This is a genomic window from Paenibacillus sp. G2S3, from assembly GCF_030123105.1.
GTDB lineage: Bacteria > Bacillota > Bacilli > Paenibacillales > Paenibacillaceae > Paenibacillus_AQ.
The window spans coordinates 5,762,007-5,788,767 of the sequence record NZ_CP126095.1 but is presented as its reverse complement, the minus strand read 5'-3'; the positions used below and the strand labels follow the sequence as shown (position 1 = coordinate 5,788,767).

Below are 26,761 nucleotides of genomic sequence, written 5' to 3'. Positions count from 1 at the left end.
ACAGGGGTTTAGGAGTTAGGTAACAGGAGAATCCTGATTTGAAGAGGGAGTTGTACAGTAATTTATTAGGGAGATAAACACGTAAAAATAGCCCGGTATAAAGGGTTTTTATGTTATCACCATTTTTTCCTGATATATCATTTAAAGAAAAATGATGACACAGAACATAAAATGCCTTATTATTTAAAGAGATTTTTAGTAAAACAGTTTTTAAATAATTATAGTACAAACCTTGGCTTAGAAGGTTCCAGTATAAATGGAAAGGAAGGGGGAGTTTGCAATCCTATCGCTGAGTGGGGTGAGTAAAGCATTCAAGCTGAAGGACGGCATGTATCAGGCGGTGGATGATGTATCGCTGGATGTGAAGAAAGGATCGATTCACGGGATTATTGGTGAAAGCGGGGCAGGGAAATCCACGCTGCTGCGACTAATTAATCTGCTGGAAAAGCCGGATCAAGGGACAGTTACCGTAGATGGGCATGATTTAACCGAAATGCCGAGTAAACAGCTACGGAAAGCTAGGGAAAAGATAGGGATGATTTTTCAGCAATTTAATTTGGTAAATAACGTCACGGTAAGCCGCAATATTTCGATCCCACTGGAATTGGCAGGGGTGCCGAAACGTGAACGGATGAAACGGGTGAAGGAATGTCTCGATTTTGTCGGATTGGCTGATAAGGCAGAGCAATATCCTGCACAGCTAAGTGGAGGACAGCGACAACGTGTGGCGATCGCCCGGGCGCTTTCGAACAGTCCAGGACTATTGCTATGTGACGAACCAACATCCTCACTAGATCCAGGTACAACTGCGGATATTCTGGATGTCCTGAAGCATATTAATGGGGGCCTTGGGGTTACGGTAGTGATTGTTACGCATGAGATGGATGTTGTCAAAGCATATGCACGCACGTATCCGTGATGGAAAATGGTCGAATCGTAGATTCGTTCTCTCGCAATGACGGTGATTTCCGACCTGCTGCAGTTCGTACTGGCTCGTACCGGGATCAAATTCTGGGTAAAGCGGGGAAACTCATGTTTGATAGTGTACTTCAATATCAGGCACAGATGTGGGAGTCGATCGGAGAAACTTTTATAATGGTCGGCATTTCTGTTGGTGCCGCACTGCTGCTGGGGCTTCCGCTCGGGACGTTGTTGTTCTTTTGCCGGAAAGGGCAGCTCTATGAGAATAAAACATTATCATTGGTGCTTAACAGCATCGTAAATATTATCCGTTCATTTCCATTTCTGCTGCTTGTCGTTGCACTTATTCCCGTCACTCGCTTCCTTGTCGGAACTGCGATTGGAACAATGGCAGCCACGGTTCCATTATCCATAGTTGCTATTGCTTATTACTCTCGTCTGGTGGAGCAGTCATTGCTGGAGGTTCCTAAAGGAGTCATAGAAGCGGCGTTGTCTATGGGAGCCTCGAAGCTGGGGTTGATCTTTAAATTCCTGTATGTAGAGGCGCGTTCGGGTCTAGTGCTCGGACTTACTACCTCTACCATTAGTTTTATCTCTTACTCGACTGTAATGGGGGTTGTTGGAGGGGCGGGGTTGGTGATTTTGCGATCCGGTATGGATATCAGCGTTTTGAGACTGAAGTGATGATCTATGCGATTGTTGTGATGATTGTATTAGTTCAATTGGTTCAATTCACAGGAGGAACGATCTCACGGCTGTTAGATAAGCGTTGATCCTGTACTTCAAATATATGTTATACAAAATGATTGAATATAAACTGGGGGTTAGTTGTAGTAATGAAAAAATCAATGATAGTTGTGCTTATGTTAATGGTATTGGTAGTAGCGGGTTGTGGCTCTAATAAAGCAGCCGAGAACAATTCTGCAAAAGGTAGCGATGAGCTAACGAAATTAAAGATTGCTACTTTAATTCCACCAATGACGGAAATTCTGGACATTGTTAAGCCACTCCTGAAGGAAGATGGTATTGATCTTGAAATCGTTGTTCTGTCTGACAATGTGCAGCCCAATGAGGCTTTGGCGAATAAAGAGGTAGACGCTAACTTTTTCCAACACGTTCCTTATATGAAGCAGTTTAATGAAAGCAAAGGCTCCAATCTAGTAGAGGTACAGCCTGTCTATGACGCTATTTACGGTGGATACTCCAAGCGTTACAAGAATGTTGCGGATCTGCCGGAAGGTGCAACACTAGTAATGGCTAATGACCCTTCAAATATCGGTCGTTCTTTACAAATGTTCGCTGCTGCGGATTTGATTAAGCTAAAAGAAGGCGTAGGCATCAAGGCTACACAAGCAGACATTACTGAGAATCCAAAAACTTTAAGTTTGAGGAAGTAGATCTATTGATGTTGGCTCGTATGCTGGATGATGGAGATCTAGTGGCAATGACTCCGGCTTATGCTAGCCCACTTGGATTGACACCGAAGAAAGATGCACTGATTACTGAAGGCGCGGATTCTGAATTCACGATCACCCTGGTTGCGCGTGAAGACAACAAGGACTCTGATGCGATTCAGAAGCTAGCTAAACGGATTAGCGGACCAGAAGTGAAGAAATTCCTTGAAGATAATTATGCGGATATCGCGTTGCCAGCTTTTAAATAAGCTTAAATAGCTAGGTCAGCAATTTATAGAGACTTGTCCATTATGGGCAAGTCTTTTTTACATATCAGAAAGTATGTATTGTGGGGATATTTTGATGTGTCACTAGAATGTAAGAACTGCTCTATATAATGGGCTGTAGAATAACAAAGCGGAATGGAGATGGGAATATGGCTGTACTTAGCGCGGTTAATCTCAGTAAACATTATGGTAAGGGAAGTAACCTGGTCAAGGCACTGGATGGTATTAACGTAGAGGTAAACAACGGTGAATTTATAGCGATCGTCGGGACATCAGGAAGTGGGAAGTCAACGCTCTTACATATGCTAGGCGGGCTTGATCGAGCAACAGAGGGTCAGGTGGTCATAGATGGTAAGAATATTTTTGGGATGAAGGATGATGAGTTAACCGTATTTAGAAGAAGAAAGATCGGATTTGTGTTTCAGAACTATAATCTGGTGCCGATTCTGAATGTATACGAGAATATTGTGCTACCTATAGAGTTGGATGGGAACAAGATAGACAAGGAATTCGTGGATCATATTGTGAATACGTTAGGTCTCTCGCAAAAATTGGACAACCTCCCAGGTCAACTCTCAGGCGGTCAGCAGCAAAGGGTTGCTATCGCACGGGCCTTAGCTGCTAAACCATCCATTATCCTAGCCGATGAACCTACAGGGAACTTGGATAGCATCACTAGTCAAGAAGTCATTGGATTACTCAAAGTAACAAGCAGACAGTTTAATCAGACGATTCTAATGATTACTCATAATGAAGAGATTGCTCAGCTTGCAGACCGGACCATCCGGATAGAGGACGGTAAAATTACTGGAGGGCATTGTGATGATGTTTCCAAACAGCAATAAGCCGATTGTTAAAAAGCTGACGAGCAGAAGCCTGAAAGCCAACCGGACCAGAAACTGGTTTGTAATTCTAGCCATCGTGCTTACTACCTGGCTCATTACTTCTTTTTTAGTATTGGACTGAGCAACTATAAAACCTTTGAAATGCAGCAATTGAAAATAAACGGAACCATGGCTGATGTTTACTTGACCTCACCGTCAGAACAGCAATTAAACAAGTTAAAGACGCTTTCCTATATTAAGACCATCGGACTTCAGTCCAAAGTAGGGAATGTTGTCAAAACTCCTGAAATGGGAGATCTTAGTTTAGCTTTGCTCTGGTATGACTCTACGGAATGGACAGAGATGCGTAAGCCTGTAATCGACGGGCTCAAGGGCAAGTACCCAGAGAAGGACAATGAAATTGCCGTTCCTTTATGGATATTACAGTCGATGGGGATGGATGATCCGCAGATTGGCATGAGCTTGCCATTTACCTACTCCGTTACGCGCGATGGGGTGAAATCTCAAGAGAGTAACAACTTCATACTAAGTGGATGGTTTACCGATTACAGTCATGCCCGTACCGGAAATACTGGCGCTATGCTGGTATCGGGGGCTTTTGCTGAAGCACATGGTGTAGATCTTGGGAATCCCAAAATGCCACTGTTTTATTTAATGAGAAAAACACGGATGAACTTATCTCACGTTTGCAACAGGATATTCCTTTGGAAAAAATCAAAAGCTCGAACCTGTTTCTAACCAATCGTCTACCTCTTCGGATAGAACAGCGACTTTGATCGGTTACGCTGGAATTATATTATTTGTTATGCTGAGCGGATATTTACTGATCTATAATGTGCTTTATATTTCTGTCTCACGGGATACAAGGTTCTACGGTCTGCTTAGAACGCTAGGAACTACACAGCAGCAAATTAAAAAATAGTCAGGGCACAAGCCTCACGGTTAGCGCTTATCGCTATCCCACTGGGACTTGCCGCAGGAGCTGTGACTTCCTTCGTAATGGTGCCCCTGGCTATGAGTACAATGGATTTGGATACGGGCGTGGTGATTTCTTTTCATCCGTTAATCTTTATTGAGCTGCGTTGTTTGCTTGGTTGACCACCATGTTTAGCGCTATCAAACCTGCCTCTATAGCTGGTAAAGTCTCTCCAATAGAAGCGGTGAGATATACAGGGACGATGGTTAAAGCTAAGACGAAGCGGGGAACTGGCGGATCTAAGCTGCATCGACTGGCCTGGCGTAATATTTTTAGAGTGAAAAAACGGGCGATGGTTGTGTTTCTCTCTTTATTTCTGGGGCTCACGACTTTTCTGGTAATCAATACACTTGTACTTAGTATGAGTACGGATCATTTTATTGCTGAATACATGGATAATGACTTCACGCTGTCCAATCAAACGATGTCCTTTGGATTCGAGGGGAAGAGAAAGCCAAGATTACAGAGGATATGATCAAGGAAATTCAGGATATAAAGGGAGTAAAGAGGTCTTCAAAGCTTACACTGGGATAGGTCAGATCAAGTATGATCCTGAGGTATTCAGTAAGTATATGGATGAATTCGCAAAATCATATCACACAGATCGCCCTACCGATGAACAATTGGCTAAGCCTCAAGGCATGTTTTCAATGACCCATGTTATTGGGCTAGATTCAGATCAGCTCAAGAAGATGGAAGAGAAATTAAGAATCACTGTGGATATGAAACGTTTTGAAAAGGGTGAGATTGCCCTGCTGGACAATTTTAATCTCGGTGGTATTAAGATGGGAGATAACTTTCAAATCAGTCCTATAAACAGCGAAGCTGCACAATCTTTCGAAATTGGAGGGCTTGCTGATTTCAGCTCGCTAGGATCGTCACATTTTGTAGCTCCGAATGTATACATCAGTCATACTGCTATGGAGAAATACATGAAAAACCCACTTATAAGTAAAGTGTATATTAATGCTGACCCAAAAGACTGGAAGCAGATTACCGATCAATTGGAAGGACTCATCGGCGGAGATGGTGAGCTGAAGCTGGAGTCGAAGCTGTATATGGAAAAGTTCATGGAATCGGCCAAGCTAACCTTTTATATTATGGGTGGAGGCATTGCACTCATTCTAGCGCTGATTGGAATATTGAATTACATTAATATTATGTATACTGGCGTTGTGGCCCGAAAACTGGAGTTCGCAGTGATGGAGAGCGTGGGGATGACCTCTAAGCAGATGAGAAAGCTGCTGCTGTTCGAAGGGGCAGGTTATGCGATCATATCGACATTGTTAATCTCAACAATAGGCACATTACTCAGTTATGGTGCTTATAGCCTGTTCAGCCAAGAAGCTACTTATGCTGTGTTTAGCTTCCCAACCCTTCCGCTTTCTATTGCAATTGTACTCGTTTTTGTGGTTTGCCTGAGTGTTCCGCTTATTGCTTATAAGCAAATTAAAAAGGACAGCATTGTGGAACGTCTACGGCAAATGGAATAGAGCTATTTAATTTACAGCGTAGCCTTCCTCTGCTTGTTACAATGATAGGTATAGAGGTGAGTTTCAATGACAACCATTCTAATTGTAGAGGATGACAGTCTCTTAAATGAGGGGCTAAAGTTCATGCTTGAAAAAGAACACTATAGTATTATTCAGGCCTTTTCTTACCAGGAGGGGCCTCTGCGATTCAGGATCAGACCATCGGTCTGGTCCTTTTGGACATTAATCTGCCAGATGGGAGTGGTCTTGCACTGTGCCAAGAAATTCGGCGAACGAATTCCATTCCGTTAATCTTTCTAACGGCCAATGATACTGAGCAGGATATGGTCACTGGATTTGGGCTAGGGGCAGACGATTATATCGCTAAGCCGTTTAGTATGGTTGTTCTTTTACAGCGTGTGAAGGCTGTACTTCGTCGAACAGCCACTGGTGGTAGCTCAGAGCTGCTTCAATACAAGGATATTACGATTAACTCAGCCAAAATGAAGGTTTACAAATATGGACAGGAAATAAAACTAACTACCAATGAGTATCGTCTACTGGCCATTCTTACCGAGAATAGAGGACAGGTTCTTACTCGGAGGTTGATGCTGGAGAAGCTATGGGATATTGAAGGTAATTTCGTGGATGAGAATACGCTGAGCGTAAATATTCGTAGGCTGCGGGCCAAAATAGAGGATGATCCTAAAGACTGTCAATATATTAAAACTGTATTCGGTATCGGCTACACATGGGGAGAGTAAGGATGAAGAACCCTTTTATAAAAATAATTTGGAGTTCTTTCGCCCTTTTTGTTGTAGTCGTGGCTTTGTTTGGCTCTATGCTTATCTATTATAAGCCTGAGAGATCTGTAGTTATCGGATCACGTGGTGTTTGTCAGCGTGATAGCCCTGCTGTTTACAGGTTTTGTGTTCGCTCTTCGTAAAGAAATGTTAAACACTCTATCTTCATTGTCGGGATTGATTCAAGATCTTATCAATGGACAAATGACTCAGATGTTCCCGGTGCAGGAGGATACACTCCTCTCTAAATTACAGCATCAGATCCTTCAATTATCTGAGCTGTTGTCTTCGCAGAAGCGGCGCTATCGTGAAGAGAGTCACGAGGTCAAAACATTGATCTCTGATATTTCTCATCAACTCAAGACCCCTTTAGCTAATTTAGGGATGTATAACAGTCTTCTGATGGATAAAGGGCTCCCTGCTGAAAAGCGCAGTGAATTTACTCGTCATATGGGTAGTCAAATTGAGAAGTTATCTTGGCTCATGGTGAATCTGATCAAGTTATCACGACTTGAATCCGGTATTATAGAGCTTCATGCGGAGAAGCATAATCTTGAGAATACGGTGTTGTCAGCCATTAAACAGGCGTTTCCAGCAGCAGAGCTAAAGGATATAGAAATCTTACTTGAAACCGATCAGGAGATTACGCTGCAACATGATCCCAAGTGGACGGGAGAAGCTATCTATAACATCATCGATAATGCTCTGAAATATACACTTGGGTCCGGGAGGGTTAGGATTACGATTCGCAGGTATGAGCTTTTTGCAAGGATTGATGTTGCCGATGTTGGAATAGGAATTCCTGTCACTGAGATTAATGACATCTTTAAACGATTTTACCGAGGTGCGGGTTCCAATGGAACTGAAGGTGTTGGCATAGGTCTTTATTTAGCCCGTAAAATTGTGACCGAGCAGGGTGGATATATAAAGGTGAAATCCGAGCTAAGTAAAGGGAGTGTTTTTCTATATTTTTGCCGATACGCTGATTCTGAAAATACTCCAAGCCTTACCCCTAAATTGGGGTTTTTTCTCATTAAAGTCGCTATTTCATTGATGAAAAGTGCTTTGCTAGCCCTATAGTGGTCTGCAGTCGTACAGCTACCTCGACTAAGGTCCAGTACCAAAAACCGTCGTTGGTCTGTTTTGAAAGTCTGCGAATTGCTCTAGAATAAGGCTATAAGGTTAAGGACAACGAAAGGCGGTGAGAAAATAATGCAAAGAAGACAAGGAAACGGATTGGCGGTTGTACTGATTGTGATTGGTGCGGTAATGCTACTCGGTTTAGCGCTTCCTCTGATTCACGGTATTTTCAGACTACTGTTCCCAGTATTGCTGGTTGTTCTCGGGTACTATGGAATTAAGAGTGGACGCAAGGTTATCGGTTGGGTACTAATGTTCATTGGTGTCATGTCCCTGATCGCGAAGCTTTCCTGGATCATCGGACCACTGCTAGGTGTGGCGTTGATCGTATGGGGAGTGTCAGCTTTAAAGGGTAGAAGAAATGGTACTTATTAAGAAGAATTGTACTTAAACAAGAAGCAGGGAGGGAGCAGGAGATTATGAGTGTTTTTCGTCGCATGAGGGATATTACAGTAGCTAATCTAAATGAACGTCTAGAGCAAAGTCAAGATCCTGTGAAGCTAATTGATCAATTTCTACATTCAACTCGCGAGGAAATCAGTGAAGCTGAAAGACTGTATCAGCAATACGCTTCCCATACGAAGCAATTGCAGCAGCAAGTGAATCAAGCGACTGCCATGAGAAATAAACGTGAGGAACAGGCGTTACTCGCATTAAAAGCGGGCGAAGATCATCTGGCAAAGTTGGCTTTACAAGAAAAGATCATTCACGAGGAAAAGTTGGAGCAGTACAGCGGGCTACTTGAACAAAGTAAGCAATCCTTGTTTGAACTTGAAGGACAGCTGAATGAGCTGAAAATAGAGTATCAGACAGTGTACAGCAAACGTCAGTATTACGCGGCACGGATGGAGTCGCTGAGACTACAGCAACGTATGAACCAAAGAGCAAGTGCTTATGGTAATGGCGGTGATGTTCCCAAAATGTTCGGACGTCTGGAAGATCGGATGTCAGATTGGGAATTAGAAGCGAAGAGCCTGCGCGATGTACGTCGTATGGGACAGGAATATGCGGTGCAAGCAGGTGAGACTGTAGCAACCGTACTCGAAGAGAAATGGCACGCTTAAAGGAGAAACTGAACAATGGTGGAAAGGAGTAGCGCTATGAGTCGATTATATCGTTCAACTAGAGATAAAGTGATGACGGGTCTTGCAGGTGGATTATCTGAGACACTCGGTATTGATTCCACGCTATTCCGGATTCTGTTACTGGTCAGCATTCCGTTTACAGGAGGTGCCGTGATTCCAGTGTACTTCATTGCAGCGCTGGTCATTCCGAAGGAGCCTACGCATTATAATCCTTTCGGACCAGGCCCTGGTGCACCGGGTGGCCCATTCGATGGTCCTTACTCAGGTAGACCAGAACATGGACACGGACCGCAGGCTAATGGCGGACATGGACCTTACGGACGCCAACCTAACTACAATCCTAATTTTGAGAAGAACAACGCATATTCCGCACCGGATTCCGGTTTGGATGCGATGATGAAGGATATCGAGAAGAAGGCTCTGCAAAAAGAAGTTGAAGAACTCAAACAAAAACTGTCTAAATATGAGAAAGGGGAATTGTAAATCATGGGAGTATTTCAAAGAATTAAAGATATGACTAAGGCGTCGGTAAATGACTTGTTGGATAAGGTAGAGGACCCAATCGTAATGCTTAACCAATATCTGCGCGATATGGAGGCTGAAATCCACGAAGCAGAAGTTACAGTTGCCAAGCAAATGGCGAACGAACGTCGCATGAAGCAACGCGTGGAAGAAGCAGCAAAAATGTCCGCACAACGTGGAGCACAAGCTGAATTGGCATTGAAAAACGGCCAAGAAGAAGTTACCCGCAAGCTGTTGGAAGAAAAAATATACTTCGATCAAAAACAAGCGGAATACAGCGATCTTCATGCTCAAGCTGAAGTGCAAGCGAAGGAATTGGTTGGGCAGCTGCACGATATGAAGGATGAATTCTACAAGCTTCGCAACAAACGTAACGAGCTCGTATCCCGCGCTCAAATGGCTAAAGCGAAGAAACAAATGACACAAATCAGTAGCGTACATTCCATCGAAAGTGGCAGTGCGTCACTCGGATTCCACCGGATGGAAGAGAAGATTATGCAGCTTGAAGCAGAAGCAGATGTAATGCGTGCACCTTACAGCCCATCCGCTGCTTACACTAAACCAGTCGATGTTGAGAAACAACTGAAAGTGGATGAGCAACTGGCTGCACTGAGAAGCAAGCTGAATGATACACCGGCTGCTCCTTCTTTAAACAAAAAAGAAGATTAAATCCTGTTCCTAAAACTTAAGTAGATATGATATGCTGGACAAGAAGAAGCCATACGGTATGGATCTCCATACCGATATGGCTTTTGTAGCAGCTGGCTATAATATATTGACGAAGATGGTTTTTCGAAGCAAAATTTAAACTTTAAGCCGGTGTAAAGTCAGGGAGAGGAAGTTTGGAACTGTAGGAGCGATAGCGTTCGCCTTTGTTCACGGATTTCAACCTCTATCGAGTGTTCAAATAAAGAAATCTGTGAACAACAGCGACCGAAAGTCTAAACATTCCTCGTAGTGACGATTAATTCACGGATACTATATAACAAAGTTTTGGCTACGCAAAACTTATAGGAGGTGCGAAATGGATAAACGAAACCGTTTGATTGCCATCGGACTGATCGGTGTTGGCTGCATGATGATTTTTGGTAGATGGCTCGGCTTTTTCTCCATTGTCGCGCTTCTATTCCTGCTTCTAGGGGTCTACCGCACGACGTCAGGCAAAGTAAAGCAGGGTTATAAGCTGCTCGGGATTGGCGCTATATTGCTTTTGCTGGATCATTTGGTGCTCGTGTTGGGGATTTGCTTGATCTCACTGGGAATGTTTTTACTAAATCCAAAAGAGTTCAGCGTAAGGAAGGGTTTATGCAGAAGCAGAACTTTTCGTCTAGATTTGACTGGGATCGCTCACCCTGGGTGATGCATAGCCTCAGCTCATGGCATATCCTTGGAGAGGCCGATCTTGATCTTTCACTGGCTATGGCGGAGCAAAAGGAAACGGTTATGCTGTTTCAAGGGATCTTTGGTGATATGGACATTCAATTGTCAGATGATTTTGGTATAGAAATCGAAGCCTTTGTGCTGTTTGGATCGATTGAATTCGGTAACCAACGTGATACTGGTATGCTAAACCGTCTGAATTGGAAGTCCCTAACTATGAGAGCAGTGAATATAAGGTGAAATTTAGTGTGTCTTATTTAATGGGAGATTTGGATGTGCGATTATCCTGATTAGTTTGATACAGAAGGGAGGGTCCCCGTATGGATAAAAAGAACAAAAATATGATGTCACGCAGTATGGGTGAGGGGCTCTGTTCTCTTTTGTCATGCTGCTTGTGATATTGTACACCATGTATACATATGGCTATTTGAAGCCTTTTGAAAGCTGGATGATTGGATTACGCACGGCATTTACTCTAATTCTACTGCCTATGGGTTTCGGGGTTGGCTTTGGTTTCTATCAGAGCTTCCGGGTAAAGCGAAAGTTGGAACGCCTGAGAGAAACTCTCGTATTGTGGGAGAAGGGAAACTTAACGCTATCTATGCCTGACTTGGGTGACGATGAGCTGGGAAGGCTCGGAGAACAATTGGGTCGAATCAGCGGAAAATGGGAAAACCAAGTGACAACGCTACAGCGTTTGTCTACAAATAACGCGAAGCTCGCAGAGCAAGCACGAGTATCTGCTATTATGGAAGAGCGCCAGCGGCTTGCGCGTGAATTGCATGATGCTGTCTCACAGCAGTTGTTTGCGATCTCTATGACCGCCACGGCTGTAGGTCGGACGCTGGAGAAGGATTTTGACAAGGCGCAACGGCAAATTGCACTTATTGAAGAAATGTCTGCTGTCGCTCAATCAGAGATGAGAGCATTATTGCTACATTTGAGACCTGTTTATTTGGAAGGTAAGGGATTGGCGCAGGGGCTACAGGAGTTGATCAAGGAACTTAAGGTTAAGGTTCCGATTGAAATCGTGTTTGAGATGGACCCTGATGTACAATTGCTAAAAGGGGTAGAGAATCACTTATTCCGTATTGTACAGGAGGCAATCTCCAATACGCTTCGTCATGCGAAAGCAGAAAAGATGGAAATCAGACTTCACCGGCGAGGAGATACGGTTCGTTTGACGCTCCGTGATGATGGGATCGGTTTTGAATTGGATGATAGTAAACAAACTTCCTACGGTTTGTCGAATATGCAGGAGCGGATGAATGAAATCGGAGGTTCCATTCAGTTTATTACCGCTCCGGGTAAAGGAATGCGGATTGAAATTACCGTTCCGTTAGTCAATGAATAATAGGAGGAAAGAGTGACCATGGAGATGGAGGAAGCCATTAAAGTATTGCTTGTAGATGATCATGAAATGGTACGGATCGGACTAGCTGCTGTTCTAGGTACTGAAGACGGAATTGAAGTCGTAGGGGAAGCTGGAAGCGGGGAAGAAGGTATCCGCTTGGCACAGGAGTACAATCCGGATGTAGTTTTGATGGATCTCGTAATGGACGGCATGGATGGGATTGAAACGACCAAACAGCTAATGAAGCAGTATCCCGAAATCAAAGTTATTGTGTTGACAAGCTATCTGGATGATGAAAAAATGTATCCGGTGATTGAAGCGGGTGCGTTCAGTTATCTATTAAAGACCTCACGAGCTAGCGAAGTGGCGGATGCTATACGCGCTGCGGCAAGAGGGCAGTCTGTACTCGAGTCACAGGTCGCCTCTAAAATGATGAATCGTTTTCGAAACAATGCAAAAGGTGAATCACCTGCTTATAAAGAGCTTACGGAGCGCGAGATGGAAGTATTACGTCTGCTGGCGCAAGGTAAATCGAATCAAGATATCGCGGACCAACTAATTATTGGGATCAAGACTGTGAAATTTCATGTAACGAATATTCTCGCGAAGCTGGGTGTGGAAGACCGAACCCAAGCAGCAATTTATGCATATAAAAATGGACTAGCTGAATAGAAACCAAAGAACTGAAGCCTCTTGCTTCAGTCTTTTTTTAATGATGGACCAGGTTTAGAATCTCCTAATTCGTACATACTGTCTAGTAGATTGCTAGAGAGGTTCGAAAGGGAGAATAAATTATGCTGAAGGTTATGTTGAACAACGGAACAAAAAAGGGACTCTTTTTATATTATTATTCCTGTGCTTCACTGTAGCTCTACTGGTAAACCTTCAAAGTGTTAAAGCAAAATCAATCGATCAAGACGAAGTTGTTTCACAAGCATCAGTAACATCAGAACTGAATGGTTCTCTGATGAGTTTAATAGATCTCGGGACGAAAACAACGGTATCTGGTTCACCACTACGTATCGTCTTAAAATGGCAAGGGGCAATCAGCGGTTACAATGATCCTTCTGTAGAAGTGGCTAAGCTTAGCACCCGTCTTGGATTGACAGTACCGTCAGGTATTGATGAAGATGGGCATATGACTTATCGTTCAGCAGCGGTAAAACCATATGGATCACGTCTCTCCTTATTTTGGAGTGAGCTTGAAGAAGGAAATAGTTATGTTATTGTGACGTTAGATACGGCTGATTTAAAGGATGAAGCTAGCTTTCAGGGGCTTGCTGATGAAGTAAGTACAATTCTAGAACAAAGTAACATCAAGGCAGAATGGAACGTATCCCTTCAAGGAATCGCTGACCAACAGGGAGGACCTGAAGGCGTACTGTCACAAACAGAAGGATTACTTAAAGAGCAGTTTAAAGCCGTGGATGAGAAAGAGAGCTATAAGGATGTAGCAACAGTCAGCCGTACGTATTCAATTCTTGATTTAAAACGCTCTATAGTTAGCGGCAACCATTCGGTTTCAGCGCAAATCGCAGTGCATCAGGAAGATCAACATGGGACGAATCGCCTAACGATTGGATTTCCATTAATCACCATAGAATATTGACATATTGCTCTTTTATAAGCGGAGATATAGGTAGTAATAAGAAATTTTAATTGAAATTTGCGAAATCCCGAGAGTATTTGTCAGGAATCTGATAGCATCCTTTTTAGGAATATGCTAAAATGACATAACGTCGTTTTCTCGACGCTGAGAATGTCAATAAACTATATTACATACAGAAAGATGAGGAGCCATGGCTGAAAATCAAACCCTTGATGCACTGCACACACCCGGTGCTGTCTTTTTTATCTTTGGGGCAACCGGAGATTTAGCCCGGCGTAAGCTTTTCCCGGCGATTTACAGCTTGTACCGTGAAGGTAAGCTGGCACATGATTTTGCGGTAATTGGCGTGGCGCGGCGCCCGCGTACTCAGGAAGAATTTAGAAGTGATGTGAAGGAATCCATCCTTGAATTCTGCCGTTATAAAGCGGGAGAAGAGAGCGAATGGAATGAGTTTGTACAGCATTTTGAATACAAATCTCTGGACATCAACGATATTGATGGCTTCCGTGAATTAAGAGCTCAAACAGAAGCTCTTGAAGAGAAGTTCAGAATTCCGGGCAATCGGATGTTCTATCTTGCGCTCGCACCTGAATTGTTCGGTAGTGTTTCGTTCAACCTTAAGGCTGGCGGCATGCTGGATAGCACAGGATGGAATCGCCTCGTCATCGAGAAGCCTTTTGGATATAACCTGGAGTCAGCTGAGCAGCTTGAACGAGCAGATCCGTGAGGTATTCAAGGAAGAGGAGATCTACCGGATCGATCATTATCTTGGTAAAGAAATGGTTCAGAATATCGAAGTCATTCGTTTTGCCAATGCTTTTTTCGAGCCGCTTTGGAATAATAAGCATATTGCCAATATTCAAATTACACTTGGCGAAACCGTAGGTGTTGAAGAGCGTGGTGGTTACTATGACCATGCTGGAGCCTTACGGGACATGGGCCAAAATCATATATTGCAACTGCTGACTATGATCGCGATGGAACCACCAAGCCGTCTGCTTGCAGAAGATATTCGTGACGAGAAGGTGAAGGTACTTCGTTCACTTCGTCCTTATGGTACATCTGACGAGGTTCGTGAGAATGTCGTGAGAGCACAGTATATTCAAGGCTTGCACAATGGGAAGACCCTTCCTGCTTATCGTCAGGAAGATAAGGTTGATCCTGAATCGAGTACTGAGACGTATTTTGCTGCCCGTGTGTTTGTAGATAACTTCCGCTGGGCTGGAGTTCCATTCTACATTCGTACAGGTAAACGTCTGCCGGTGAAGACAACGGAAGTGGTAGTTGAGTTCAAGGGAATGCCAACCAATGTTTATTTGGGACAAAAGCATACACTGGAGCCTAACCTGCTTGTTATCCGTGTGAACCCAATGGAAGGCATTTATGTAAAGATCAATGCCAAGAAGCCGGGTTCCGAGTCTGAAATTCAACCGCTTGCTATGGACTTCTGTCAGAGCTGTTTGGTTGGAATCAATTCTCCGGAAGCTTACGAGCGCTTGCTTCATGATGCCGCACGCGGAGATTCCACTTATTTCACTCGTTGGGATGAGGTATCGTCGGCATGGTCATTCGTGGATCGTATTGCGAAGGCTTGGAAGGAAGAATCAAGTGATCTATCTGCTTATCCTGCTGGCACTTGGGGTCCGGTTGAAGCGGATCAATTGCTCGCTCAGGATGGCTTCCATTGGTGGCCGGTAAACGGTCAGGAAGAAGATAATGTAGTATGGCTGAAGAATAACTAAACTTTGTGTTAATGCTATCTCCCTGCAGAGGATGCAGGGAGATTTTTTGTAATGCTGAGATTAGAGAATACTCAGCCCCTGCCAGGTCGCTTGGGCCAACAAGGTCACTCAGCCTCCCAAGGCCACACTGGCTACAAATGCCGCTCGGGCGACAGGAGTATTTTTCAAATAACTGCACTTTGTATAATTAAAATCACATATTGGGTGGAAATTAGTCTTTTAAGTGTATTCTCTGCAACTATTTTCTCCGCATAAGGCCGAATAGCTAGCACATTGAATTTTTAATTGCATCAAATACAACTAAAGGCGATTGGAAATGCTAATACTTCTTATAAGTGTAGGAAATACAACTATTTTACTATAAGAGACTGCGGAGAAATGGGAAACGAAATCAAGGGAGGGGCCTATATTCAACGGGGGGCCATGGGGAGCCTTGTTTTCAATTAACACACACCTCTTTGGGACGACCGAACGGACCTTATCCTCCGAAATGCATGTTTTAGTCGAGCTTACGGACAAATGTATGCGAAAAACCGAATACAATGTGCCGCCAGTAACGTAAACGAGCCGATTGTATGCGAAAAACCGAATACAATGTGCTGCCAGTAACGTAAACGAGCCGAATGTATGCGAAAAACCGAATATAATGTGCCGCCGGTAACGTAAACGAGCCGAATGAATGCGAAAAACCGAATACAATGTGCCGCCGGTAACGTAAACGAGCCGATTGTATGCGAAAAACCGAATACAATGTGCTGCCAGTAACGTAAACGAGCCGATTGTATGCGAAAAACCGAATATAATGTGCCGCCGGTAACGTAAACGAGCCGAATGTATGCGAAAAACCGAATACAATGTGCTGCCAGTAACGTAAACGAGCAAGTGTATGCGAAAAACCGAATACAATGTGCCGCCGGTAACGTGAACGAGCCGATTGTATGCGAAAAACCGAATACAATGTGCCGCCAGTAACGTAAACGAGCCGATTGTATGCGAAAAACCGAATACAATGTGCCGCCAGTACCGTAAACGAGCCGAATGTATGCGGAAAACCGAATATAATGTGCCGCCAGTAACGTAAACGAGCCGATTGTATGCGAAAAACCGAATACAATGTGCCGCCAGTAACGTAAACGAGCCGATTGTATGCGAAAAACCGAATACAATGTGCTGCCAGTAACGTAAACGAGCCGAATGTATGCGAAAAACCGAATATAATGTGCCGCCGGTAACGTAAACGAGCCGAATGTATGCGAAAAACCGAATACAATGTGCCGCCGGTAACGTAAACGAGCCGATTGTATGCGAAAAACCGAATACAATGTGCTGCCAGTAACGTAAACGAGCCGATTGTATGCGAAAAACCGAATATAATGTGCCGCCGGTAACGTAAACGAGCCGAATGTATGCGAAAAACCGAATATAATGTGCCGCCGGTAACGTAAACGAGCCGATTGTATGCGAAAAACCGAATACAATGTGCCGCCAGTAACGTAAACGAGCCGATTGTATGCGAAAAACCGAATACAATGTGCCGCCAGTAACGTAAACGAGCCGATTGTATGCGAAAAACCGAATACAATGTGCTGCCAGTAACGTAAACGAGCCGATTGTATGCGAAAAACCGAATACAATGTGCTGCCAGTAACGTAAACGAGCCGATTGTATGCGAAAAACCGAATACAGTGTGTCTCCGATAACGTAAACGAGCTAGCGCTCTTATCTGCCCTGAATCACCCGGGAATGGGATTGTTATTAGGGAATAAGTGCAATAAGGACGCAGTCAGGCGTTTTTCTTCTTGAGCTATGGGAACTGGTGAACAGGATATAGACCTGTTTTGGGAGATATTTTGCTGCACAAGCTTTTTAGTAGATAATGTCTGCCGGATTTTGATATACTTTAGAGGATGCTTTCACTTGAAGCGGACTGGAGCTAGACCTAAGATAGCTATTCATTTAGAAATGAAGGGGTATGAACAATGAGCAGAGCACCGATTTGAAGATAACCCCAGTGTAATTGAAGCAGAAGCAGGAATTTTATATATGAAGGGATATGTGTAATGAACAAAGCAATAGATCAGAAGCTGCAAAAGGAAGTGGATAGACGCAGAACCTTTGCGATCATTTCCCACCCGGATGCGGGTAAAACAACTTTAACGGAAAAACTACTGTTATTCGGTGGTGCTATCCGTTTGGCGGGAACGGTTAAGGCCCGTAAGGCGAACAAGCATGCAACGAGTGACTGGATGGAAATTGAAAAGCAACGGGGATTTCTGTTACTTCCTCTGTGATGCAGTTTGATTATTTGAATCACCGTGTGAATATTTTGGATACACCGGGTCACCAAGACTTTAGTGAGGACACCTACCGAACACTAACAGCAGCGGATAGTGCGGTCATGCTTATCGACGTAGCAAAAGGTGTGGAAACCCAAACGACCAAGCTGTTTCAGGTATGTGCTAAACGTGGGATTCCGATCTTTACTTTTATCAATAAGCTGGACCGTGAAGGACGCAGTCCGTTTGATCTAATGGAAGAGCTGGAGCAGGTACTGGGTATTCGCTCTGTGCCTATGAACTGGCCGATCGGTAGTGGACGTGAGCTATGCGGCGTATATGACCGGATGAAGAATCAGGTGGAGCTGTTCCAAGGTGACGATCACTCCGTAATCAAGGTACAAAAGGTCGACGGATATCGTGATCCAATCATTCGTGAAATGGCTGGAGAATATCTGCATGATCAACTGTGTCAGGATCTGGAGCTGCTGGATGTAGCAGGCGATGCTTTTGACTATGAAAAAGTACTAAGTGGTGAACTCACACCTGTGTTCTTCGGTAGTGCGATCAACAATTTCGGCGTACAAACTTTCCTCGATAATTTCTTGGATCTGGCACCGAAGCCTGAACCACGCCGTAGTACTACAGGTTTGGTAGAACCAATGAACGAGAAGTTTACTGGCTATGTGTTCAAAATCCAAGCCAATATGAACCCGGCTCACCGTGACCGGATTGCTTTTCTACGTATTGTGTCCGGGAAGTTCGAACGGGGCATGAGTGTGAAGCATGTACGTGCGGGTAAGGACATTAAGCTGGCCCAGCCGCAACAATTCTTGGCGCAAGATCGTGATATCGTAGAGGAAGCTTATCCGGGAGATATTATCGGGCTGTTTGACCCAGGTATTTTTAGAATTGGAGATACACTGAGTCAGGCTGGAGATTTGGAATTCGATGAGCTGCCAACATTCTCACCAGAGATTTTTGCTAAAGTGAGTATTAAAAATGCTTTGAAATCGAAGCAGTTCCAGAAGGGTGTCGACCAGCTAACTGAAGAGGGTATGATTCAAGTATTCCGTACGGTTAACTTTGACGATATTCTGCTCGGCGTAGTTGGACAGCTGCAGTTTGAGGTGTTCGAGTACCGCATGAAGGGTGAATATGGTGTGGATGTTCAGTTGCAGCGTATGCCATATCAGTTCGCGCGTTGGATCGTAGATGATGCTAAACCAGATGCGAGTAAGTTCCGTATTAACTCTACGCTCGTTACAGATAAGAAGGGCAATTTTGTCGTGTTGTTCGAGAATGAATATGCTATGCGGACAGCGATGGATAAGAACCCGACAGCTAAGTTCCTAGAGATGGCTCCAAAAGCATTACTATAGTCAGGAAGCTCCAACCTCCTGATTGCTAATAAAAACCTCCGCCTTCAGCGTGCAATTGCACAATGGGAAAGCGGAGGTTTTTCACTAGTTGCGGCTAGTTATGAAGTGATATTCCCGGGAGTAATCGTCTCCAGGTGATCATGCAGCATAGTAACCAAATTATCTTGTTTAGCGGTGTCTAAGTCCTTCCATATCATTTCAAACACGGCGCCAAGTCCCGGGAGTGCTGCTTCCGGTCCGTCTACCGAGCCTTCAATCATATGCCGCAAATCTTCTTCAGATTGACCATGCACTTTATGAATAATCGCCTGGCGTAAGTCAATAGTAACCGGCATAAAGTACCTCCTTTTTGAAATATAGTGATATTCACTTCGTTTTAATGTACCCTGTATAGATGCTGGAAATTCAAGTTTTTGTTCGCTTATGCTATACTGTTTTAGATATAGAAATGCTACGGGAGGTACATAAGACATGGCCAAAAAACAATATGCCATCATTGGCATGGGGCGTTTCGGATCCAGTGTTGCAAGAGCACTCAGCGGTATGGGGTTTGACGTACTTGCGATTGATGCAGACGAGCAGCGGACACAGGAGATTTCAAATATAGTAACACACGCCGTATCTGCAGATTCAACAGATGAGGAAGCGCTACGAGCACTTGGTATTCGCAATTTTGATGTGGTGGTTGTGGCTATTGGAGAGGACATCCAAGCAAGCATTTTGACAACTTTAATCCTGAAGGACCTTGGTGTACCAGCCATTATCGCAAAAGCCAAAAGTGAGCTGCACGGCAAAGTATTAGGAAAAATTGGTGCGGACAAGGTGATTTATCCTGAACGGGATATGGGAATGCGGGTTGCGCATCATTTGGCTTCGCCTAATATATTGGATTATATTGAGCTGTCGCCTGATTATAGTATTTTGGACATGAAGGTATCCGGATCAATGATCGGGAAAAATCTACAAGAGCTCGATATCCGCGCAAAATATGGCTGTAACGTAATGGCTATTCGCCAAGGTGAAGAGATGAACATCTCCCCTCGCGCAGAGGATCGTTTGATCGATGGGGATATCCTTGTAATCGTTGGGCATAAAGATAATCTGACTAAGCTGGAGATCGCGTATCAGTAGGTGAGGGGTAACGTAATCATCAGGTTTATAGGGGAGTAAAAGAGCAAAAAGCAAAGATATAAGAGCAAGAATAAATGGCAAGGCATAAGAAAGGAAGACTTTATGGAAATCATGTCTCCGCAAAATACGCGGGTTAAAGAGTGGGCCGGGCTACAGGAGAAAAAGCACCGTGACAAGGCTCGTAAATATATCGTAGAAGGCGTTCATCTGGTACAGGAAGCGCTGCTAGCAGAAGTTGATGTAGAATGTCTGGCCTATGACCTCGACAAAGGAATGCCCGCTGAACTCAAGGGGCTTCTTCAGTCCGTTCAGGGCATGGATGTGATTGGCGTATCAGCGGCGATCATTTCGAAATGCAGCAGCACTAATACACCGCAGCCGGTGTTCGCAATCGTGCGGAAGGAACAGCAGGCGGTAAAGGCTATCCTTGCGAAGAAGGATAGTCTGGTGGTTGTCCTGGACGGTGTCCAGGACCCCGGCAATGTCGGCACCATCATCCGCAGCGCGGATGCAGCGGAAGCAGACGGAGTGATCCTCGGCCAAGGGTGTGCCGACCTCTACAATCCGAAGACCATTCGTTCCACGATGGGCTCAATGTTCCATCTCCCTGTGGTGGAGGGAGATTTAAGTGAGATTTTGCCACAGGCCCGGGAAAATGGGACACTGCTGGTGAGCACTTCGCTTCAGGGTGAAGAATCATGCTATGAGCACGATTTTCATGGCAGCCAGTGGTTGTTGATTGGCAGCGAGGGTAAGGGGATTTCGCCGGAAACGGCGCGACTCGTGGACAAGAGTATCATTATCCCGATGGCAGGGCGGGCGGAATCGCTGAATGCGGCGATGGCAGCGACGATTTTGCTGTTTGAGGGAATGCGGCAGCGGAAGGTTTAAGCTGCTTTAAAAAAGGAACAGAGTATTAACGATAAAAAACTGCAAGCTCATGATTGAGTTGCAGTTTTTTATCGTTTTTATTATGAGGGAAATAAGAGAGGATTTGCAAGCTTCGATTATGAAGCCTGCTCAAACTGGCTATTGTAGAGCTCTGCATAGAATCCGTTCTGAGCCAGTAATTCTGCGTGGCTGCCGCTTTCCAGGATATCGCCGTCCTTCAGGACCAGAATCACATCAGCATTCTTGATCGTTGAGAGCCGGTGTGCGATAACGAAAGAGGTTCTGCCTTCCATAAGCTTATCCATCGCCTGTTGAATCAGCAGCTCTGTACGGGTATCCACTGAGCTTGTAGCTTCATCAAGAATGAGCATTGGCGCATCTTTCAGCATCGCGCGAGCGATGGTCAGCTGCTGCTTTTGTCCGGCGGACAGATTAACCTTATCGTTCAGTACGGTGTTGTATCCTTCACTTAAGGATTTAATAAAGCGGTGCAGGCCAACGGACTTGCAAGCCTCTATAAGCTTCTCGTCTGTTATGTTCTGCTGATTGTAAATCAGGTTCTCTTTGATGGTACCCTCAAACAGCCAAGTATCCTGCAGGACCATACAGAACAGATCATGAATATTCTCTCTCGTCAGGCTGCTGATCGGCGTGTCATCGATGTAGATTTCTCCGCCCGTCAATTCGTTGAATCGGATGAGCAGATTGACCAGCGTAGTTTTGCCTGCGCCGGTAGGACCAACGATAGCCACTTTTTGCCCAGGTTTTACATCTGTCGAGAAGTTATTGATAATCAGTTTTTCTGAAGTCTCATACGCAAATTGTACTTGGTCAAATTTCACTTTACCTTTAGCAGTTGGCAGTGTGTTCTCTTTGTGGCTCTCGTCTTCCATTTCCTCAGCCTCCAGAAATTCGAACACGCGTCCGCCAGCTTGCAGATGCAGCTTGCAGACTCTGCGCTGCCTGGGCAATCTGGGACAACGGCTGGGTAAAGTAACGTACATACATAATGAAGGCGACGATAACCCCAAATGAAATCGTGCCGTTCATGGCGAGTACACCACCAACGATACAGACGGCAACGAATCCTAGATTACCAATAAAGCCCATCAGCGGTGGCATCAGCCCAGAGAGGAATTGCGCTTTGAAGGCGCTGTTCTTCAGCCCCTGATTTAATTCCTGGAAGGTAGTGCGCATCTGCGCTTCGCCATTATACGCTTTAACTACATTATGTCCTGTGTACACTTCTTCGACATGACCGTTGATTTTACCTAAATACTCCTGCTGGCTAGCAAAATATTTCTGCGATTTCTTCATAATGACCACCATAAGGCCAAAGCCGATGATCGTTGCGACGATAGCGGTAAGGGTCATAATTACATTGGTCTTCAGCATCATGACGATCGAACCGACGAACATAGCTATGGCGGTCACGACATTACCTATACTTTGATTCATCGATTGCCCGATAGTATCTACATCATTCGTTACCCGGGATAAAATATCACCTGTGGCCGATTTATTATAGTAGGAGATTGGAAGTTTGTTCATTTTATGAGCCAGATCAGTTCTTAATTTCTTCGAGACCTTCTGGGTAATAATCGACATGATCAAGCCTTGCGAGAGTGACAACAACGCACCGACGCCGTAAATTACGACGAGGGTAATACCAATGGTAGTAATGCCGTCCATATCGATGCTGCTGGCAAGACCAGCTGTAATTTTGTCGGTGATCTCGGAGAGTTTGTCCGGACCGAATAACGTGAGCACCGTTCCAGCTGCCGCGCAGATTAGCGCAATCGCAATAACCGGAACATATTTACGGCAGTAGCGGAGCAGCTTGCTCCATGTATTCTGGCCTTTATTTTTGGTTTTCATTATGCAAGCTCCTCCTTCGTAAGCTGAGAATAAGCTATTTCCTGATAGACGTCGCAGGACTGCATTAGTTCGTCATGGGTTCCCATACCTGCGATTCGTCCGGCTTCCAGCACAATGATCTTGTCGGCATCTTTAATCGTACCAATACGCTGTGCAACGATCAGCATCGTTGAATCATTCGCGTCTTTCTTAAGCTCACTGCGCAGTTTGCGGTCAGTCTTATAGTCAAGCGCCGAGAAAGAATCGTCAAAAATTAATATTTCTGGGCGCCGGGCAATCGCTCTGGCAATCGACAGCCGTTGTTTTTGCCCGCCAGACAGATTTGATCCGCCTTGGGCGATATGGGCATCGTAGTTCCCCTCTAGCTTTTCTACAAATTCAGAGGATTGGGAAGTGTACACCGCATCTACAATATCTGAACTGAGGACCTGACCGGAGCCGTTCTCACCAAATGCAATATTGGAGGACACTGTTCCGCCAAATAGAACAGCCTTCTGAGAGACATAGCCCATTTTATTCCGCAGCGCTTGCTGGTCGTATTCTCTGACATTGATACCATTTACCAGCACTTCGCCTTCTGTAGCATCATAGAAACGGGGAATGAGGTTAACAAGTGTACTTTTCCCGCAGCCTGTAGATCCGATAAAAGCAACCGTCTCCCCCTGCTTCGCCGTGAAGCTGATGTTCTCCAACACATATTCCTCTGCATCTGGATATTTGAAGCTAACCCCTTGAATTCAATTTCATCTTCTCGCTTTACAGGGAATTGAGTGACTGATCCATTCTTCAAGCTAGGTAATGTTTCTAGCACTTCATTGATACGTTTAGCCGATACTTGAGCACGGGGCAGTAGAATAAAGATCATAATCAGCATCATAAAGGCCATAACCACTTGCATGGCATAAGATGAGAATACGATCATATCTGAGAACAAGCCCATCTTGGCAGTGCCCTCGGCTGCTTGAATGAGTACTGCACCTACCCAGTAGATGGAGAGACTGAGTCCACTCATAATCAAAGTAATACTCGGCATCAATAGGGTCATTACATTGTTGGCAAATAGGTTGGTACTGGTAAGCTCGTTGTTAGCTACAGCGAACTTCTGTTCTTGATATTCCTCGGCATTATACGCCCGGATGACACGAAGACCGTTAAGATTCTCTCTGGATACACGATTCAGATTATCTGTAAGCAGCTGCAGCTTTTAAATTTAGGCAGGACGAGCACGATACAGACTGCGACAATAACCACTAGCAATGCGACCGCGGCACCTGTCGTAAGAGTCCACTCCCAGCTTTTGCCCGAAATCTTGAGTATCGCCCACACTGCGAGGATGGGTGCTTTCACAAGTAGCTGTAAGCCGATCACAATCAGCATTTGTACTTGCGTAATGTCATTCGTGGAACGGGTAATTAGACTGGCTGTTGAGAAGTTACTGATCTCCTCCATCGAAAAGGATTGTACCTTATCGAACAATTTGGAACGCAATCTTGCAGACAAATCGGCCGCTATTCTCGCCGCAATGCCCGCTACAACAACCGAGGTCGCCAGACTGCCAAGAGCACAGAGCAGCATCCAACCGCCTGCGACAAGGGATTTCATTCATTTCGCTTCCTGGTGTCTGGATCAGCCGAGTAATATCACTCATGTAGTCAGGCAGTTCTAAATCCAGCCAGACTTGAGCGATAATGAACATGAGACTGATACCGAATAAGAACCATTCTTTGGGTTCCAGATTCTTGAGTAATTTCAACATAAGAATGACTCCTTTGCATTATCGTTGCTATGATCTTAACGGAGAATGATAAACTGAAAGTTAACTTTTACTGAAAAAGTGAAAAGCCCTGAAAGAACCCAACGGTTCTATCAAGGCTTTTGCGAAGCAGGAGTAGTATTGTAAAGATAGTTTCTTGCATTGGAACACTGTCGCAGGTGACGGTTCCGCCGTGCAGATCAATGATTTTTCGGACAATCGTAAGCCCCAGGCCATTACCGGCAGTAGAGTGAGAGGTATCTTGCTGATAGAACTTGTCGAAGACCTTGGGAAGTGCACTTGGACTGATGCCTGCTCCATTATCACGGAACGTAATTTCGATCTGATCTTTCATCTGCTTCATAGTAACTTCGATTTCGCCGTGCTCGGGAGTGAATTTAATCGCATTGTCCAATAAATTCAGCCAGACCTGGTTCAGCATCTCTTTATTCCCAGGTACCATATAGTCCTGTACGTTGGCTTTGAAGGAAATATGCTTTTTCGTAAGTTTAGCATGCAGTAGCAGGACACATTGGCGAATTTGTTCTCCGACATTGAAGGGCTGCCGGTCGGTTAATATTGCCTGTGCTTCCACTTTGGAGAGGTTCAATACATTGGAGGCCAGTGTAGCCAGACGGGTAGATTCCTCGATAACAATATCCAGATATTCATTCCGTTCATCCTTACTCAGCTCGTCATCCTTCAAGATTTCAGCGAACCCTTTAATCGATACAATCGGAGTACGGAATTCATGGGAAAAATTGTTTACAAAGTCTGTTCGCAGAATTTCAATGCCACCCAGTTCCTCGGCCATCCGGTTAATATTCTCTGAAAGAATCTTGAATTCAGGAGGGTGCTTGAGCTGCAGCCGCATGGAGAAATCGCCTCCGGCCAGTTGGTCAATAGCATCAATAAATGAGCGGATTGATTTCAGCATCCTGCGACTGGTAATTACTGATGTGACGGTGCCGATAATAATGCAGGCAATCAATATAATCAAGGTGAGAATTTTTTGTCCTGAAGAATCCGCTCATCGAGCAGGCCGAAGGCCAAGGACAAGTAGGTCAGAATTCCGGTGATTAACACTGTGATGAGGAAAATAATGAATACAGCAATCGAGAAGTAGATTGGCAGACTGATTTTGCTGCTTAGCTTTTTGATCATTTTCTCACCGCCTTGTATCCGAGACCGCGGACGGACACAAGTTCGAATTCCGGATAGTTTTCAAACCGTTTCCGCAAGCGGTTGATATGTACATTAACCGTAGTGTCCGTAGTTTCGCTGTCCATCCCCCAGATTTCGTCCATCAGCTGGATTCGAGTGAAAATGCGCTCAGGATAGGATAAAAGCTTATAGAGGAGATGGAATTCTTTCTGGGGAAGCATCTGTTTTTCATTATCTCGAGTTACTGTTAACGCATCGAAATCAAGAATAATTTTACCGACTACAAGCTTACGGGCGCTTACAATCTGCGAGCGGCGCAGAAGGGCTTGTATTCTCAACAGCATTTCTTCTGTATCCACAGGTTTTGTCATATAATCGTCGGTTCCGAGGCGGAATCCTTTTTCTTATCTTCTGGAAGCTGTTTGGCCGTGGCCATGAGGATCGGGATCATGTTGTTGGCATTCCTTAGCTCTTCGGCAAATTCATAACCATCCATCCCCGGCATCATGATATCGAGAATAATTAGATCAATATGCTGGACTTCAAGAACCTCCAGTGCCTGGATTCCATTCTCGGCGGTTAATACTTCATAACCTTCCCGTTTCAGGACAGCGTTCATCAGCTTTCTGACATGCTTATCGTCTTCCACAACGAGGATCTTAATCATGGTTTCACTCCAATAGGTTTCGGATTTGTCCGCATTTCCCATAATTCTAATTGATAAAAGTACTAAAGACAAAATCTTTAGTGGTTGGG

At 44.6% G+C, this 26,761-nt stretch carries 19 protein-coding genes and 10 pseudogenes; 23 read left to right on the top strand and 6 right to left on the bottom strand.

Going from position 1 to position 26,761, the window contains the following annotated elements:
• Nucleotides 1–280: 280 nt before the first annotated feature.
• The 21 genes and pseudogenes from QNH28_RS25425 to QNH28_RS25325 form a co-directional block, all read left to right on the top strand.
• Nucleotides 281–945: pseudogene (locus tag QNH28_RS25425) on the top strand (methionine ABC transporter ATP-binding protein); the annotation flags it as partial.
• Between the two features lie 87 nt (nt 946–1,032).
• Nucleotides 1,033–1,694: pseudogene (locus QNH28_RS25420) on the top strand (methionine ABC transporter permease).
• A 63-nt stretch (nt 1,695–1,757) separates the two neighbouring features.
• Nucleotides 1,758–2,584 (top strand): annotated as a pseudogene (locus QNH28_RS25415) (MetQ/NlpA family ABC transporter substrate-binding protein).
• Between the two features lie 167 nt (nt 2,585–2,751).
• Entirely contained in the window at nt 2,752–3,447 is a 696-nt protein-coding gene (locus QNH28_RS25410; RefSeq protein ID WP_283909049.1) for an ABC transporter ATP-binding protein, read from the top strand.
• Nucleotides 3,425–3,568: a hypothetical protein gene (locus QNH28_RS25405; RefSeq protein WP_283909048.1), complete on the top strand. Its 144-nt coding sequence runs from the start codon at nt 3,425–3,427 to the stop codon at nt 3,566–3,568. The genes QNH28_RS25410 and QNH28_RS25405 overlap by 23 nt, the downstream gene beginning before the upstream one ends.
• 47 nt (nt 3,569–3,615) lie before the next feature.
• Nucleotides 3,616–4,185: a hypothetical protein gene (locus QNH28_RS25400; RefSeq protein WP_283909047.1), complete on the top strand. Its 570-nt coding sequence runs from the start codon at nt 3,616–3,618 to the stop codon at nt 4,183–4,185.
• A gap of 365 nt (nt 4,186–4,550) precedes the next feature.
• Nucleotides 4,551–4,898: a hypothetical protein gene (locus QNH28_RS25395; protein ID WP_283909046.1), complete on the top strand. Its 348-nt coding sequence runs from the start codon at nt 4,551–4,553 to the stop codon at nt 4,896–4,898.
• Nucleotides 4,855–5,916, top strand: coding sequence for an ABC transporter permease (locus tag QNH28_RS25390; RefSeq protein ID WP_283909045.1), 1,062 nt, complete (start codon nt 4,855–4,857; stop codon nt 5,914–5,916). Before QNH28_RS25395 ends, QNH28_RS25390 begins: the two co-directional genes overlap by 44 nt.
• A gap of 185 nt (nt 5,917–6,101) precedes the next feature.
• Nucleotides 6,102–6,659, top strand: coding sequence for a response regulator transcription factor (locus QNH28_RS25385; RefSeq protein WP_349655075.1), 558 nt, complete (start codon nt 6,102–6,104; stop codon nt 6,657–6,659).
• Nucleotides 6,660–6,782: 123 nt separating this feature from the next.
• Nucleotides 6,783–7,778 carry a sensor histidine kinase gene (locus QNH28_RS25380; protein WP_283909043.1) on the top strand — a complete coding sequence of 332 codons (996 nt, stop codon included), beginning with the start codon at nt 6,783–6,785 and terminating at the stop codon, nt 7,776–7,778.
• A gap of 132 nt (nt 7,779–7,910) precedes the next feature.
• Nucleotides 7,911–8,213, top strand: a complete 303-nt coding sequence (locus QNH28_RS25375) for a LiaF transmembrane domain-containing protein (protein ID WP_076285318.1) — start codon at nt 7,911–7,913, stop codon at nt 8,211–8,213.
• Nucleotides 8,214–8,257: 44 nt separating this feature from the next.
• A pseudogene (locus QNH28_RS25370) lies at nt 8,258–8,934 on the top strand (PspA/IM30 family protein).
• Nucleotides 8,935–8,938: 4 nt separating this feature from the next.
• Entirely contained in the window at nt 8,939–9,406 is a 468-nt protein-coding gene (locus QNH28_RS25365; RefSeq protein WP_094874752.1) for a PspC domain-containing protein, read from the top strand.
• A 3-nt stretch (nt 9,407–9,409) separates the two neighbouring features.
• Nucleotides 9,410–10,114, top strand: coding sequence for a PspA/IM30 family protein (locus QNH28_RS25360; protein ID WP_094874749.1), 705 nt, complete (start codon nt 9,410–9,412; stop codon nt 10,112–10,114).
• A 355-nt stretch (nt 10,115–10,469) separates the two neighbouring features.
• On the top strand, nt 10,470–10,805 hold the full coding sequence (locus tag QNH28_RS25355) for a hypothetical protein (protein WP_283909042.1): 336 nt from the start codon (nt 10,470–10,472) through the stop codon (nt 10,803–10,805).
• On the top strand, nt 10,805–11,065 hold the full coding sequence (gene liaF, locus QNH28_RS25350; protein ID WP_283909041.1) for a cell wall-active antibiotics response protein LiaF: 261 nt from the start codon (nt 10,805–10,807) through the stop codon (nt 11,063–11,065). Before QNH28_RS25355 ends, liaF begins: the two co-directional genes overlap by 1 nt.
• Nucleotides 11,066–11,145: 80 nt before the next feature.
• Nucleotides 11,146–12,220: pseudogene (locus QNH28_RS25345) on the top strand (sensor histidine kinase).
• A complete protein-coding gene (locus tag QNH28_RS25340; RefSeq protein ID WP_036685532.1) occupies nt 12,198–12,851 on the top strand; it encodes a response regulator in 654 nt (217 codons plus the stop codon). The pseudogene QNH28_RS25345 and the gene QNH28_RS25340 overlap by 23 nt, the downstream one beginning before the upstream one ends.
• 295 nt (nt 12,852–13,146) lie before the next feature.
• Complete coding sequence (locus tag QNH28_RS25335) at nt 13,147–13,788, top strand: YwmB family TATA-box binding protein (protein WP_283909040.1); 642 nt, start codon at nt 13,147–13,149, stop codon at nt 13,786–13,788.
• Between the two features lie 190 nt (nt 13,789–13,978).
• A pseudogene (gene zwf, locus QNH28_RS25330) lies at nt 13,979–15,530 on the top strand (glucose-6-phosphate dehydrogenase).
• 2,060 nt (nt 15,531–17,590) lie between these two features.
• Nucleotides 17,591–19,188, top strand: a pseudogene (locus QNH28_RS25325) (peptide chain release factor 3).
• Between the two features lie 98 nt (nt 19,189–19,286).
• Here the strand turns inward: QNH28_RS25325 and QNH28_RS25320 are convergent.
• On the bottom strand, nt 19,287–19,523 hold the full coding sequence (locus QNH28_RS25320) for a small acid-soluble spore protein SspI (RefSeq protein WP_283909039.1): 237 nt from the start codon (nt 19,521–19,523) through the stop codon (nt 19,287–19,289).
• A gap of 136 nt (nt 19,524–19,659) precedes the next feature.
• On the opposite strand from QNH28_RS25320, the gene QNH28_RS25315 reads away from it, so the two are divergent.
• Together QNH28_RS25315 and QNH28_RS25310 are read left to right on the top strand one after the other, a co-directional pair.
• On the top strand, nt 19,660–20,319 hold the full coding sequence (locus QNH28_RS25315; protein ID WP_042191745.1) for a potassium channel family protein: 660 nt from the start codon (nt 19,660–19,662) through the stop codon (nt 20,317–20,319).
• A gap of 102 nt (nt 20,320–20,421) precedes the next feature.
• Nucleotides 20,422–21,210, top strand: coding sequence for a TrmH family RNA methyltransferase (locus QNH28_RS25310; RefSeq protein ID WP_283909038.1), 789 nt, complete (start codon nt 20,422–20,424; stop codon nt 21,208–21,210).
• 116 nt (nt 21,211–21,326) lie between these two features.
• Here the strand turns inward: QNH28_RS25310 and QNH28_RS25305 are convergent.
• From QNH28_RS25305 to QNH28_RS25285, 5 genes and pseudogenes are all read right to left on the bottom strand, one after another.
• Nucleotides 21,327–23,088: pseudogene (locus QNH28_RS25305) on the bottom strand (ABC transporter ATP-binding protein).
• Nucleotides 23,088–24,844: pseudogene (locus tag QNH28_RS25300) on the bottom strand (ABC transporter ATP-binding protein). The pseudogenes QNH28_RS25305 and QNH28_RS25300 overlap by 1 nt, the downstream one beginning before the upstream one ends.
• Before the next feature lie 67 nt (nt 24,845–24,911).
• Nucleotides 24,912–25,841 (bottom strand): HAMP domain-containing sensor histidine kinase, encoded by a 930-nt coding sequence (locus tag QNH28_RS25295; protein ID WP_283909037.1) that lies wholly within the window; start codon nt 25,839–25,841, stop codon nt 24,912–24,914.
• Complete coding sequence (locus QNH28_RS25290) at nt 25,838–26,005, bottom strand: hypothetical protein (RefSeq protein WP_283909036.1); 168 nt, start codon at nt 26,003–26,005, stop codon at nt 25,838–25,840. Before QNH28_RS25290 ends, QNH28_RS25295 begins: the two co-directional genes overlap by 4 nt.
• Nucleotides 26,002–26,672, bottom strand: a pseudogene (locus QNH28_RS25285) (response regulator transcription factor). Before QNH28_RS25285 ends, QNH28_RS25290 begins: the two are co-directional and overlap by 4 nt.
• Between the last annotated feature and the right edge of the window lie 89 nt (nt 26,673–26,761).

Excerpts from the sequence above, each read along its gene's own strand:
- QNH28_RS25310 (WP_283909038.1), top strand. The coding sequence starts at position 20,422 with ATGGAAATCATGTCTCCGCAAAATACGCGGGTTAAAGAGTGGGCCGGG.
- QNH28_RS25355 (WP_283909042.1), top strand. The coding sequence starts at position 10,470 with ATGGATAAACGAAACCGTTTGATTGCCATCGGACTGATCGGTGTTGGC.
- QNH28_RS25375 (WP_076285318.1), top strand. The coding sequence starts at position 7,911 with ATGCAAAGAAGACAAGGAAACGGATTGGCGGTTGTACTGATTGTGATT.
- QNH28_RS25405 (WP_283909048.1), top strand. The coding sequence starts at position 3,425 with ATGATGTTTCCAAACAGCAATAAGCCGATTGTTAAAAAGCTGACGAGC.
- liaF (WP_283909041.1), top strand. The coding sequence starts at position 10,805 with ATGCATAGCCTCAGCTCATGGCATATCCTTGGAGAGGCCGATCTTGAT.
- QNH28_RS25335 (WP_283909040.1), top strand. The coding sequence starts at position 13,147 with ATGAGTTTAATAGATCTCGGGACGAAAACAACGGTATCTGGTTCACCA.
- QNH28_RS25410 (WP_283909049.1), top strand. The coding sequence starts at position 2,752 with ATGGCTGTACTTAGCGCGGTTAATCTCAGTAAACATTATGGTAAGGGA.
- QNH28_RS25400 (WP_283909047.1), top strand. The coding sequence starts at position 3,616 with ATGGCTGATGTTTACTTGACCTCACCGTCAGAACAGCAATTAAACAAG.
- QNH28_RS25360 (WP_094874749.1), top strand. The coding sequence starts at position 9,410 with ATGGGAGTATTTCAAAGAATTAAAGATATGACTAAGGCGTCGGTAAAT.
- QNH28_RS25320 (WP_283909039.1), bottom strand. The coding sequence starts at position 19,523 with ATGCCGGTTACTATTGACTTACGCCAGGCGATTATTCATAAAGTGCAT.
- QNH28_RS25340 (WP_036685532.1), top strand. The coding sequence starts at position 12,198 with ATGGAGATGGAGGAAGCCATTAAAGTATTGCTTGTAGATGATCATGAA.
- QNH28_RS25290 (WP_283909036.1), bottom strand. The coding sequence starts at position 26,005 with ATGATCAAAAAGCTAAGCAGCAAAATCAGTCTGCCAATCTACTTCTCG.
- QNH28_RS25395 (WP_283909046.1), top strand. The coding sequence starts at position 4,551 with ATGTTTAGCGCTATCAAACCTGCCTCTATAGCTGGTAAAGTCTCTCCA.
- QNH28_RS25315 (WP_042191745.1), top strand. The coding sequence starts at position 19,660 with ATGGCCAAAAAACAATATGCCATCATTGGCATGGGGCGTTTCGGATCC.
- QNH28_RS25365 (WP_094874752.1), top strand. The coding sequence starts at position 8,939 with ATGAGTCGATTATATCGTTCAACTAGAGATAAAGTGATGACGGGTCTT.